Origin of the sequence: Acinetobacter sp. LCT-H3 (assembly GCF_001866125.1) — a bacterium.
Taxonomy (GTDB): domain Bacteria; phylum Pseudomonadota; class Gammaproteobacteria; order Pseudomonadales; family Moraxellaceae; genus Acinetobacter; species Acinetobacter schindleri.
On record NZ_MODX01000011.1, the window covers coordinates 85,446 to 98,461 of the forward strand.

Genomic DNA, 13,016 nt, shown 5'->3' on the forward strand with positions numbered 1-13,016 from the left:
TCCAATTTTTCAATATGATTTTAAAAAGGAATAAAACTATGGCACATCAACTTGAACAAATGGCTTATGTCGGTGAAACCCCTTGGCATGGGCTAGGGAATCAACTAAGTCAAAACCAACCGATTGAGGTCTGGGCACAGCAGGCAGGCATGGACTGGTGTATCGAGTCATCCAATGTCAGTTATATGGCACAGAATGAACGTGGGCAAAGCATCATCATGCCGTATGAAGAACAGCGTGTACTGTACCGTTCTGATACCCATGCACCTTTGTCAGTGGTCAGTCAACGTTTTCAGGAAGTACAACCTCGTGAGATCTTAGAGTTCTATCGTGATCTAACTGAACAATCAGGCTTTGAATTGGAAACCGCAGGCGTGCTTAAAGGTGGCAAGAAATTCTGGGCGCTGGCACGTACAGGTCAATCTACTGCACTTAAAGGCAAGGATGTCAGTAATGGCTATATTCTTCTTGCAACTGCATGTGACGGTACGCTTGCGACAACAGCACAATTCACCTCCATTCGTGTTGTCTGCAACAACACCTTGGCGATTGCTTTACGTGGTCAGAACAGTAGTGCAGGTGTAGTGAAAGTTCCGCATAGCACCAAGTTTGATGCAGATAAAGTCAAACAACAATTGGGTATTTCAGTTCGTGCATGGGATGAACACATGTACGAAATGAAGCAGCTCAGTCAGCGTAGAGTCACCCAAGGAGAAGCAGCAGCTTTCTTTGATGCAGTGTTCAACAACACTAGCATGAGTGTGGCAGATCAGGAGGACAATATTATTCAGTTCTACCGTGAGGTTGCGACTCAGGCGGCACATGCAGATACCAAGGAAAAAGCTGAACCTAATGCCAAGGCGATGACAAAAGCAATGGACATGTTTAATGGTCAGGGACGTGGTGCAGAGTTGAGTTCTGCTAAAGGAACAGCCTATGGATTACTGTGTTCAATTACAGAATTTATTGATCATGAACGACGTGCCATGAGTACAGATCATCGACTCGATTCAGCTTGGTTTGGTGCAGGAGCAGCGATCAAGCAACGTGGACTCGAACAGGCTTTACGTATGGTGTCATAGCGTAGAAATTTGAGTTTCTTGCAATGGAAAGTTAGACCTATCTATTTATATTTTAAATATAAATTTACATTTCAAAAAATTAAACCACATCTTCGGGTGTGGTTTTTTTATGCCCTTTATTTGCCACCATCCATATAAAATGAGGAAGCAAGCTATGAATACAGCAATATTAAACCCATCCATTCAACAAGCAAGTAAACCCTTTAATGCCCCAAAATTATTCACAGCCAAACGCTTGGTCAATACCAAAAACATGACTCAATCTGACTGGCTTGAAGTCAGACGACAAGGCATTGGCAGCAGTGATTGTGCAGCAGCCTGTGGATTGAATCCCTATATGTCGATGCTCGAACTTTGGATGATCAAGACAGGACGAGTCAAACAATCGATTGAAGATGAAAGTTCAGGTATCGCTCCACTCTATTGGGGTAAGCAACTAGAGCCATTGGTGGCTGAGTACTACAGCATGCATACCAATAACAAGGTACGCAGAATCAATGCAGTGCTTCAGCATCCAGATCCTGATAAGCATTTTATGCTTGCCAATCTGGATTACTCCGTTGTGGGTAGTGATGAAGTTCAAATTCTGGAATGCAAAACAGCAGGAGAGTACGGCGCAAAACTTTGGCGAGAGGGTGTGCCTTTATATGTCTTGTGTCAGGTACAACATCAATTGGCAGTGACAGGCAAACGAGCAGCACATGTTTGTGTGCTGATTTGTGGTCATGAAACCAAAATCTTCAAAGTGACGCGCTCCGAATCCGTGATCAAACATATCATCAATGCGGAACGTTACTTCTGGGATTGTGTGGAAAAAGATATACCACCTGATGCAGATGCCAGTGAGTCCGCAGCCAAAGCCATACAGCAGCTCTATCCACAACATATTCCGTTGACTGTTGAAGACTTGAGTCTTAACGAACAAGCCAATCAAGTGTTTGCTCAACTGATTCAAGAAAAGCATCACATTGAGCAGCATCAAAATAACTTTGATGAAATTAAGCATCAAATCCAGATGTTGATGAAGGATGCTGAACGAGCAACCTTTGCGAATGGTTCGGTGACGTGGAAGAAATCCAAAGATTCAATCAGTTTAGACAGCAAAGCCTTACTCAAACTTCACCCAGAAATGCTTGAGCAGTTTCCGCAAAACAAAGCAGGAACACGACGCTTTCAGATCTATACCAATGACTGAATTCATCACGTCGATATTTCCATTCTTCAAAAAAGCGCAAAAAACCACCCCCGACCTACCGACTCCCGAAGGAGCGGTAGGCCAACAATGGCGGTCTTTGCATTTCATCTGATCTTTAAACGGTTTTGTATTTGCTTACATAACAAAGGGTCAACAGTAAAATTTTATTTAGAGGAAAATTATCATGATTAAAGGTTTAGCAATCACACCAGCGATCCTTGGACGTATCAGTATTGGTAAAGTTGTTGAAAAGAACGGTAAACGACTGCCTGAAAAGGACGACCAATTTACCATTACCAGTCAAATCCAAAGCAAAGAGGGGTGGATCAAACATCCGCTTGATGAGCAATTACGCAGTAAAGCACCGAATCAAAAACTCCGTACCATTCCAGTAAGGATGATCTTCAATGATCCTGAGCTGAATCTAAGGGCTGAGTACACCTTGTTTGACCGTCAAACAGGACGGCCTGTCTGTGTAGGCAATGGTGAAACCTGTCAGCGACTCACCAACCAAGGCGTAGAACAACATTCCTGCCCATCCCCTGATTTATGTTCTTTAGCTCAAGGAGGCAACTGTAAGCCTTATGGGCGTTTGCATGTGAACTTAGATGAATCGGATGAACTCGGTACATTTATTTTTAGAACCACTGGTTTTAACAGCATTCGGACTTTGGCAGCACGACTAAGTTATTACTATGCAGCTTCGAATGGCTTGCTATCTTGTTTGCCGTTACAACTGACCCTTCGAGGTAAGTCCACCACACAAAGTTATCGTACTCCTGTGTATTACGTGGATTTAACGCTGAGGGATGGAATTAATCTGCAACAGGCGATTCAAATAGCGCAAGAGATTGACCAGCAAAGTAAACAAGCAGGTTTTAATCAAACGGCGTTAGATCAGACTGCAAGGCAGGGTTTTGCCAATGCACAGTTTGAAGTCAATGCAGAAGAAGGTTTGGATTTTGTGGAGGAGTTTTATAGTGATGAAAATCAAGAAACTAATATTGAACAAGTAAAGTCTGAAACTACAGCTCGAACCAAGGCAAAGCCTAAACCGAATCAAGGGGAAGGATTTGTGCAGGATATACAGAAAGGATTGCAGGGGAGTGTAAGGGCGGTGAATTAAATAGCTTAAGTGTTGATTGATCAGCTAGTGATTTCAATACATCTATGTTGAGGAATTTCTTTATAGTAGGGAGTACAAGCTCCCTTATTTTTTTGTGCACATCAATGGTTGCTATTGTCTAAAAAATGATTACTACGTTAACTATATAAATTAACTTATGGGATTTAGGTTTTTGAGGGCATAGGGTATTTGTATTAGCATTTTTATATGGTATGAAATTGTACGTAGACTTTTTATTTATTGAATTTTAAATATTTATTGATAGATTGGAAGTCAAGTAGAAAAAGTGCGAAACAAATATTATGTGGTCAGATATCGAATCAAAAAAGGATTTTTTAAATTATTCTGAAGCCTCTGAAATTGTAGTCAATGTATTAAGTAATCCTACAATGTTACCGATTTCAATAGGAGTATTTGGCTCTTGGGGGACAGGAAAATCAACAATCTTAAATTTGATTGAACAAAAGCTACAATCAGAAAATGAAAAAGATTATATTCTTATAAAGTTTGATGCATGGCTTTATCAAGGGTTTGATGATGCGAGAGCCGCATTAATTGAAGTTGTTGCTTTAGAGATAGCCAAACTTGTAGAGGACAATAAGACCCTTTTAGATAAAACGAAGACAATAACTAAACGAGTAAATAAATTACGTTTGTTAGCAATGGCCGCAGAAGGTGCTTCTTGGATGGCAGGAGTGCCAACTTTTGGTGCTGCATACAAAGCAGTTGAAGCTCTTGGTGATGGGATTAAAGGGAAAGCTGATTCAGAAGATGGTGAGGCAATAAGTAAAATAATAAAAGATGGTCAGAGTAGTTTAAAAGAACTTTTGAATGAAGAAATGACATCTGCACCGAAAGAAATAGCTGCTTTAAAAACAGAATTTGCAGATTTGCTTGTGGGATTTAACAAGAAAATAGTCATCTTCGTAGACAACCTAGATAGATGTTTACCAAAGCAGACTATACAAACATTGGAATCATTACGCTTATTTTTATTTATGCCCAATACCGCTTTTGTGATAGCAGCTGATGAAGATATGGTAAGACATGCTGTTAAAGAACACTTCAATGGTATAGATGAAAAACATATTACAGACTATTTGGATAAGTTAATTCAATTTCCAGTTAAAGTTCCAAAAATTAGTACTCGTGAAGTTAGAGCATATTTATTTTTACTTTACGCATCAATTCATGAAACCTATGGAAAGCAACAGGTTAAAATAGAAGCATTAAGAACTGGTTTAGAAAAGAATTTGAGGCTTTCTTGGAAAGAAGATCCGATTAGCGTGGAGAAAGCTTTGCTACTCTTAGATTCGGATGGTCCAAGTACATTCAATCTTTTAAATGATTTTACTGTAGCCGATCGAATAGCACCATTATTGGCAACCTCCAAAAGCGTTGAAGGTAATCCAAGAATTGTAAAGCGTATGCTAAATGTAATAAGTATGCGAAATATGATAGCAAGCGCCCGACAGATGCCTGTGGATTTGAAACTTATAGCAAAAATGGCATTGTTTGAAAGATGCTGTAAATCAACTGCGATATCTATTCTCTACAATGAAATTAATGCTACTGCCGATGGAAAGCCAGAACTATTTAGACAGCTTGAGGCTGTTAAAAATGATCTCGAAGCTTTTGAAGAAAAATTACCAAAAGATTGGAAAGAACACAAAGTCTTCCTTTTTGATTGGGTGAATTTGGAACCGTCTATTTCAGATAGAGATTTAAGACCACTTGTTTATTTAAGTAAAGAAACTGTCCCACTTCGCATAGTTTCTAGAGGTTTATCTGAAATTGCAGATAGTGCGTATAGGCTATTAATAAGAACATCCAAGGTATCTTCGCCATCTGCAATTAAAGCAATTGGAACAATTCCTCAAGGTGAGGAAAAAGATGTAATGCGTTTAATTTTAGAGGAATTAAGACAACATTCAAATTGGAGTGACATACCTTCAGGTTTTGCTGGTGCTTTTTTACTAGCACAAGAATTAGAAGAAACTAGGTCACAGTTCAAAGCCTTTATTTCAGAGGTCATGCCAAAACTTAAACCTTGGTTTAAAAGTCTTATTAAAGATGAAGTTTGGTTTAACAGCTAATTTATAAGTTATAAAAAAAGGAAGGGATTATGGGAACATCTACTTCAAGTAAGGGGCCAAATGGAAAGACTCCATTAGTGCCATCTTGGGCAAATGAGGGGGGAGGAGCAATTTCATGTGGAATAGATAATACTCTAGGTGAATTTAGGGGGTATTTAGGGAAAGCTGCGAATAAACCGTCTGGTCCAAGTGGTACAAACTTAAGAAAAGCAATTGGTCATTATGCTAAGAATGCAACAGGTGGAAAAAAGGTAGGTCCTAAACGCTACCAAAAACTTATTGCAACTGGTGGAGGTTTATTTGATTTATTCCAGAATATTCAAGCTGGAAATGACTATTTAAACCTGAAAATATCAGATCTAAATGGTAAGCCTATTGACATTGTCATTGATCAAATTATAGAAAATCTTTTAGTTATTGATGGAGACTCTGAGCGAATCAGGGCAAGTTTGAATCAATCTTTAGCTGAATGTTTAGATGGGATAGATGAGTTTGATTTCACTCAAATTTCTAGTGATATGATTATTGATTTAATGCTGAATTACACAGAGCAGTATTTATTTCAACAAATAGTCTTAGATTCAAGAGCTGCTTTTGATAAAGCTGATACGCCTGAGAATGTTGCTAGTCTTGAGCAGGATCTACGTTCCTTAATAAATTCTTCAGTGGATAAGCATATGAGTAAGCAATTAAAGAATGGTGCGAATTCATTAACAAGAAAAGATATTGAAAATATACAAATAAAAGCATTAGAAGATATTTGGGGTGAATGGGAGGACTATTTAAATGATTGAGCTTTATTTTGAGACCGATAGTGCAAAATTACCACCTTTATCAGATCGATTATTACCTGTTTTGATGTTTGGGAAGTCTGCTATTTCTGGTAAATACAATAGTATTGGTGGAGCAGCACTAATTGAATTTAGAAGACTTCAAGAGGAAGCGCATGAAACAGCTTTTGATTTAATGATGCTTTCATTAGCAGTAACGGCTGCTGATACTTTTGTAGAGAGAGATAGTCGAGCAGAAGATGCATGGTGTCGCCAATTAAAGATAAACCTTCCAATGTTAAATCCAACTCTTTGGGATAAACAAAAGCCGCTCTTAAAGGAAACATTGCATTTTTTAAGTGGAGACTTGTGGGATTTTGAATTTAGACAAAGTGACTTTCAAATCCCTGAAATGATGAAAGGTATGAAAGCACGAAAAATTTTCATAAATAAGCATGATTCTGTTTGCTTATTTTCAGGAGGTTTGGATAGTACAATTGGTGCGATAGATTTGCAGTTTCAAGGAAAAAAATCAGTTTTAGTCAGTCATGCTTACCCAAAAGATAGACAAAAGCAAGATGGTGTGTACCACAAGCTTCGACTTAGTAATGCTAGATTTCAAGTTGTAGCAAATCCTCGGAAAGTTAAAGAAATTCCAGCAGATGTTCAAATGAGAACGCGCAGTTTTAACTTTATTGCCTTTGGAGCTTTAATCGCTACTGCTTTGAGTAAAAACCATCATTCAAATAAGATAATACCGCTTTACATTCCCGAGAATGGCCTCATTTCTATTAACCCTCCACTTACTCCTAGGCGAATAGGTTCATTAAGTACGCGAACAACACATCCATACTTTCTAAAAAAATTAAATGAACTATTTTCAAGTATAGATTTACCAGTAGAGTTATTAAATCCTTATCAGTTCAAGACCAAAGGAGAAATGATGCTCGAATGTAAAGATCAAAAGTTATTGAAAAAGGTTGCTACTGATACAGTATCCTGTGGGAAATGGAAGAGGTCAGGAGTGCAATGTGGTAAGTGCTTACCGTGTTTGATTAGGCGTGCCTCATTTAATGCATCCCAATTTAAAGATTTAACTGATTATCAATACTCTGTTTTAAGTGATGTGATTAAACGAGATAAGCAGAGGGATGACCTAATGTCTATGGTTATGGCGATCAGCAAAATTAAAAATACTGGAAACACAAATTTGTGGGTAGCAAAATCTGGATTTTTGCCAATAGAGCCTAAGGAACGTCAGCAAATCATTGATACTGTTTTAAGAGGGTTTGCGGAAGTAGAGCAGTATCTAAAAAAAGAGAATTTAGGTGTAAACATTTAATGTTTCCGTTGATCGATTTTCATTGTCATTTGGACTTATACGAAAATCCACAAGCTGTGGTCTCAGCTTGTGGAGAGTCAAATTATATTTTGTCTGTAACAACTACGCCAAAAGCTTGGTTTGGTACAAAGAAGCTTGCTGAAAATCATAAACGAATTCAGACAGCCCTTGGTCTTCATCCTCAAATAGCACATGAGCGTTATGACGAGTTAGATTTTTTTGATTTACTAATCAATGAAACAAAGTATATAGGTGAGATTGGTCTGGACGGCTCATCAGCACTGAAAGCTCATCAAAATATACAAAGTAAAGTTTTCCAACATATTTTGAAAACAGCTAATAGTTCTTCACCTAAAATATTAACTATACATAGTCTTAATGCTGTGGAAGCGACTTTAGATGGATTAGATACTTATTTTAATAATGGTATACCAATTTTACATTGGTATACAGGGAAACAGGATGGTTTAAAAAAAGCCATCGCTCAAGGATGCTGGTTTTCAGTTAACCAAAGGATGTTGTCTAGTGATAGAGGTCGGTTGCTTGTAAGTCATATACCAAAAGATAGAATATTAACTGAAACAGATGGACCTTTTGTTATGAATGGGAATAAGCCGCTACAGCCAGCATCGGTCATGCCTGTTATTAATAAGTTAAGTGATATTTGGGGAGAACCCAAGGAAAATGTTCAGAATCAAATTTTTGAAAACTTAAGAAGTATTGAAATCAAATGACATCCAAATCAGCATGGATGGTAAAGGTCGATGGGTTGATAATGTGATGGTTGAACGATTATGGCGGAGCGTTAAATATGAAGAGGTGTATCTCAAAGCCTACAGCAATGTTTTGGATGCGAAGAAGCAATTAAACGCATATTTTGAATTTTATAATTTGAAACGACCTCATTCGAGTCTGGACAAAATGACTCCAGATGAGTTTTACTATGACCAGCTACCACAACAAAATAAGGTAGCTTAACTAGAGCAGAGTATCACTTATAAATAAGCTTTTAGTTGTTCAAACATGTGGGACCACCTCTATTTAAAAAAAGGAAAGAAGATGAAAATTAAGTTTTTAACAGTTTCATTGATGCTTATTCTGCCATTTTCTGTTTTTGCAGCAAATACTGTAGTAGAAAAAGCGGTCATTGAATCAAATAATACATATAAGGCGAAGTATAACTTAGAGGATATGACTGAGTTTAATCAGGCTCAAAAGGGCTTTATTGCCAAGCCAACAGGTCAAATTAAAAGTGAGAAAGGCAATGTTATCTGGGATTTTGATGCATTTAGTTTTTTACAAGATCAAGCACCAAATACCGTTAATCCCACTCTATGGCGACAAGCAAAATTAAACAACAATGTTGGGCTATTTAAAGTAACAGATCGAGTTTGGCAAATTCGTGGTTTTGATTTGGCAAATATGACCATCATTCAGGGTGATACTGGCTGGATTATTGTGGATACATTAACCTCTAAAGAAACGGCTGAAGCAGCACTTAAATTTGCTAGACAGCATTTAGGTGAGCAAAAAATTTCAGCCATTATCTTTACCCATAGCCATATCGATCATTTTGGTGGTGCATTAGGCGTTCTTTCTAGCGAAGAAATTAACGCTAGAAAAACTCCAATTATTGCGCCAAAAGGCTTTATGGAAGAAGCGACCAGTGAAAATGTGATGGCAGGTTCAGCCATGATACGTCGTGCGACTTATATGTATGGAACTTTTCTACCTAAAAATGCGGAAGGATTGGTGGATACAGGTTTAGGTAAGGCTGTTGCTGTGGGAAAAATGGGCATCCTTGAGCCTACACAACTGATCACTCAACCAGAACAGAAAATGACGGTTGATGGCTTGGATTTTGTGTTTTATAACGTGCCGGGTTCAGAAGCACCAGCAGAATTAACGTTCTCTATCCCATCATTGAAACTTTATAACGGCGCAGAAATTCTATCTCATACCATGCATAATCTTTATACCCTTCGGGGTGCTAAAGTCCGTGATGCCTTAAAATGGGTGGGCTATCTAGACCAAGCAATGCAGCATGCCAAAGCATCCGATGTATTGATTGCACAGCATCATTGGCCTGTCTGGGGCAATGACAATATTCAAGATTTTATTAAAACCCAGCGAGATGTTTATAAGTTCACGCATGATCAGACGGTGAGATATATGAACTCTGGTTTTAATGGCGCTGAAATTGCCGAAAAAATTAAGCTTCCAGCGGCACTTGATCAAAAACTATATGCTCATGGCTATTATGGAACCCTAAAACATAATGTAAAAGCAGTATACCAATATTATATGGGATGGTTCGATGCCCATCCTTCCAATTTAGATCCATTACCCCCTAAAGCTGTTGCAAAAAAATATATTGAGTTAGCAGGTGGGGAGAACAATGCATTGAAAAATGCGCGGGATGCCTACGCTCAAGCTGACTATAGATGGGCTGCCGAGATTTTAAAACATATTGTGTTGAATAACCCTCAAAACCAACAAGCAAAAGACTTATTGGCGAATACTTATCGTCAATTGGGCTATGCTGCTGAGGCTTCAACTTGGCGTAATTTCTTTTTGGTGGGCGCTCAAGAGCTACAAAATAATGTACCCCTACAAAATACTTCTGATCCGAGTGATTTATTGATTCATACACCAACTGAAAGATTTCTTGAAGCTATGGCGACAAATTTAGATGTGGAAAATTTAAAAAATGAAAACCAGTGTATCAATCTGGTTTTGTCGGATACCAAAGAGCATTTTTCATTATGGGTTGAAAACTCAGTCATGCAGTTTAAGCGTTATGATGAAAGTAAAGATTTGGCATTGGATTGCCCTACATTAACCTTAACCAAGCCCTTATATCTAAAAATGATTACAGGTCAAATAGAAGGGGTAAAAGTCCTGCTTTCTAAAGACAGTAAAGTCAAAGGTAATCCACTGAAAATTGGAAAATTCTTTGCAATGTTTAAACGTCCAGATTCAATTTTCCCGATTGTGACTCGACCAAATGGCTAAGCTCAAATAAGTAAAGTCGAAACTTAAATTAATAGATCCAAAGAAATGGGTGAAATTATCAACTTGGTTCTCCCAATCTTATAACAGGAATACAAGAAATTATTTCTTGTATTCCTCTTTAAAATTAAAAGTAAGCTATATGTATTTTAACTCTATTGATACTTTATTAAATGGTTTTTGAATTTTTATACTTTATTTTCGATGGAGATATTTTTATTAGTAGCTTGTTTAAAAAAGATTTGTTTATTTTTCTATTAATTGCTTCTAAATAATAACTTCAATATTTTTGTGGTTAAAAGGCCAGGCTTTTAAGTGCAGTGAATTAAAGTCTTGGTTAGTTGTGTTTTGATAAATATGAGGTATTACACATAAATTAGCAAAAACCTTATTTTTGAAATATTAAATAAAACTAACAGAAGTTATCTATCGGGTAAGTATAAATGACGACAAAATATGTCGTGAGGATAAAATTTTGTTATTTATATATTTTTTTATTTATATAAAATATTAGACAGCTATTGAATGGTTCTGTGCCTACATGAATATTATCCAAATTGAAGAAAATATAAAACAACTTATTCACTTGATTTCTCAGGGTAAGTTGGCCCACAAAGATTTTATCTACGAATTACTTTTAGCTTATGGGCATCGCAGTCAGTCTATTGGACGTGTTCGTAATGGCGAGCGTAATTTAGCGGAAGATAAAGAAAATTCTGTTTTTTGGAAGCGTCAAATATATTTCAAAATTGCGAAACAAGATGATTTACATGGTCTGATTGACCAAATGAAGAATGAAAAGCGAACTGAAAGTAATAAGATTCGCTTCTTGATCGTGACAGATTTTAAAAATCTATTAGCCATAGATACTAAAACACAAGATACATTGGATGTTCCTTTTGGTGATTTAGCTAAAAAATTTGATTTCTTCTTACCATGGGCTGGGATGGAGAAAGCCGTATATCAAGGCGAAAACCCTGCGGATGTTAAGGCTGCTGAAAAATTAGCAAAGCTTTTTGACGAAATTAAAGCAGATAATTTCGATGAAGATGACTTACATAATAAAAATAACTTACATCAACTTAATATATTCCTATCTCGACTGCTATTTTGTTATTTCGCTGAAGATACAGAGATTTTTAAAGACAAGCAGTTTACTTCGGCAATATCAAAGAGCAATGAAGATGGATCAGATTTATCATCTTTAATTGGTCGATTATTTAAAGTCTTAAACCAGTCACCTGAAGATCGTGAAAAAGATTTACCTGAATACTTAGCAGATTTTCCTTATGTAAACGGTGGTTTGTTTAAAGATGATATTCAAGTTCCAAAATTCACAGGTAAATCACGTAGGATTTTGATTGAGTGTGGTGCGGAATTAGATTGGTCCGATATCAACCCTGATATTTTTGGTTCTATGTTCCAAGCGGTTGTTCATACTGAACAGCGTAGCACGATGGGACAACATTACACTTCTGTTCCCAATATTATGAAGGTAATTGAGCCTTTATTCTTAAATAATCTCTATGAAGAATTAGAGAAAAACCAAGACAGCATTAATAAGCTATTAAAATTACAGCAACGTTTAGGTCAACTTAAAATTTTTGACCCTGCCTGCGGTTCAGGTAACTTCCTTATTATTGCGTATAAAGAGCTTCGTAAATTTGAAATGGAGCTTTTAAAACGTATTCAAGAATTAGAACTAGAAAAAACAGGTCAACCTTCAAAACCATTTTCAGTAATTCAGGTTTCTCAATTTTATGGGATAGAAATTGATGATTTTGCGCATGAAATAGCGATTTTGTCATTATGGTTAGCTGAACATCAGATGAATATAATGTTTAAAGATGAGTTTGGGGCATTCCTTCCTTCCTTGCCTTTAAAACAAGCTGGTCAAATTATTCAAGGAAACTCTTTAGCTAAAAATTGGATCAATGTCTGTGGTGATGATGGTGAAATTTATATCCTAGGTAATCCACCATACTTAGGTGCTCGTCTTCAAACTACAGCACAAAAAAATGATGTTAAATCACTTTTTGGATCATTAAAAGGTAGTAACAATCTTGATTATATTAGTTGCTGGTTTAAAAAAGGTGTAGAGATGATCTCTGCCTCTAAGGCGAAACTAGCGTTTGTTACTACGAATTCAATAACTCAAGGTGAACAAGTATCTGTTTTATGGCCTAAGCTTTTACAAAATAGTATAGAAATATCTTTTGCCTATACTTCATTTAAGTGGTCGAACAATGCAAGAAGTAATGCTGGGGTTACAGTAGCTATCATTGGCATGGCTTCATCAGAAAATATAAAAAATAAATATTTAATTTCAGATGAAGTTATTGAAACTGTTGATCATATAAATCCTTATTTAATTAGGGTGTGTTGACACTTTT

The 13,016-nt window shown here is 36.9% G+C and carries 8 protein-coding genes and 2 pseudogenes; all 10 read left to right on the plus strand.

Annotation, left to right across the window (positions count from 1 at the left end; genetic code table 11):
• The first annotated feature begins 38 nt into the window (after positions 1–38).
• Positions 39–1,082 carry a DUF932 domain-containing protein gene (locus BK820_RS07985; protein WP_071320600.1) on the plus strand — a complete coding sequence of 348 codons (1,044 nt, stop codon included), beginning with the start codon at positions 39–41 and terminating at the stop codon, positions 1,080–1,082.
• Positions 1,083–1,236: 154 nt separating this feature from the next.
• Positions 1,237–2,277: a YqaJ viral recombinase family nuclease gene (locus BK820_RS07990; RefSeq protein ID WP_071320601.1), complete on the plus strand. Its 1,041-nt coding sequence runs from the start codon at positions 1,237–1,239 to the stop codon at positions 2,275–2,277.
• A 184-nt stretch (positions 2,278–2,461) separates the two neighbouring features.
• Positions 2,462–3,403, plus strand: a complete 942-nt coding sequence (locus tag BK820_RS07995; protein ID WP_071320602.1) for a recombination directionality factor — start codon at positions 2,462–2,464, stop codon at positions 3,401–3,403.
• Between the two features lie 302 nt (positions 3,404–3,705).
• On the plus strand, positions 3,706–5,499 hold the full coding sequence (locus BK820_RS08000) for a KAP family P-loop NTPase fold protein (RefSeq protein ID WP_071320603.1): 1,794 nt from the start codon (positions 3,706–3,708) through the stop codon (positions 5,497–5,499).
• Between the two features lie 29 nt (positions 5,500–5,528).
• Complete coding sequence (locus BK820_RS08005) at positions 5,529–6,293, plus strand: Qat anti-phage system associated protein QatB (protein ID WP_071320604.1); 765 nt, start codon at positions 5,529–5,531, stop codon at positions 6,291–6,293.
• Entirely contained in the window at positions 6,286–7,611 is a 1,326-nt protein-coding gene (gene qatC, locus BK820_RS08010) for a Qat anti-phage system QueC-like protein QatC (RefSeq protein WP_071320605.1), read from the plus strand. Before BK820_RS08005 ends, qatC begins: the two co-directional genes overlap by 8 nt.
• Complete coding sequence (gene qatD / locus BK820_RS08015) at positions 7,611–8,345, plus strand: Qat anti-phage system TatD family nuclease QatD (RefSeq protein WP_071320606.1); 735 nt, start codon at positions 7,611–7,613, stop codon at positions 8,343–8,345. The genes qatC and qatD overlap by 1 nt, the downstream gene beginning before the upstream one ends.
• A pseudogene (locus BK820_RS08020) lies at positions 8,326–8,589 on the plus strand (integrase core domain-containing protein); the annotation flags it as partial. The gene qatD and the pseudogene BK820_RS08020, both read left to right, overlap by 20 nt.
• Before the next feature lie 81 nt (positions 8,590–8,670).
• Entirely contained in the window at positions 8,671–10,626 is a 1,956-nt protein-coding gene (locus BK820_RS08025; RefSeq protein WP_000693745.1) for an alkyl/aryl-sulfatase, read from the plus strand.
• 538 nt (positions 10,627–11,164) lie between these two features.
• A pseudogene (locus BK820_RS08030) lies at positions 11,165–12,994 on the plus strand (DNA methyltransferase); the annotation flags it as partial.
• Positions 12,995–13,016 lie beyond the last annotated feature (22 nt).

What these genes read in the sequence shown, in the direction of transcription:
- BK820_RS07990 (WP_071320601.1), top strand. Translation starts at nt 1,237, where the DNA reads ATGAATACAGCAATATTAAACCCATCCATTCAACAAGCAAGTAAACCC.
- BK820_RS08005 (WP_071320604.1), top strand. Translation starts at nt 5,529, where the DNA reads ATGGGAACATCTACTTCAAGTAAGGGGCCAAATGGAAAGACTCCATTA.
- BK820_RS07985 (WP_071320600.1), top strand. Translation starts at nt 39, where the DNA reads ATGGCACATCAACTTGAACAAATGGCTTATGTCGGTGAAACCCCTTGG.
- BK820_RS08025 (WP_000693745.1), top strand. Translation starts at nt 8,671, where the DNA reads ATGAAAATTAAGTTTTTAACAGTTTCATTGATGCTTATTCTGCCATTT.
- qatD (WP_071320606.1), top strand. Translation starts at nt 7,611, where the DNA reads ATGTTTCCGTTGATCGATTTTCATTGTCATTTGGACTTATACGAAAAT.
- BK820_RS08000 (WP_071320603.1), top strand. Translation starts at nt 3,706, where the DNA reads ATGTGGTCAGATATCGAATCAAAAAAGGATTTTTTAAATTATTCTGAA.
- BK820_RS07995 (WP_071320602.1), top strand. Translation starts at nt 2,462, where the DNA reads ATGATTAAAGGTTTAGCAATCACACCAGCGATCCTTGGACGTATCAGT.
- qatC (WP_071320605.1), top strand. Translation starts at nt 6,286, where the DNA reads ATGATTGAGCTTTATTTTGAGACCGATAGTGCAAAATTACCACCTTTA.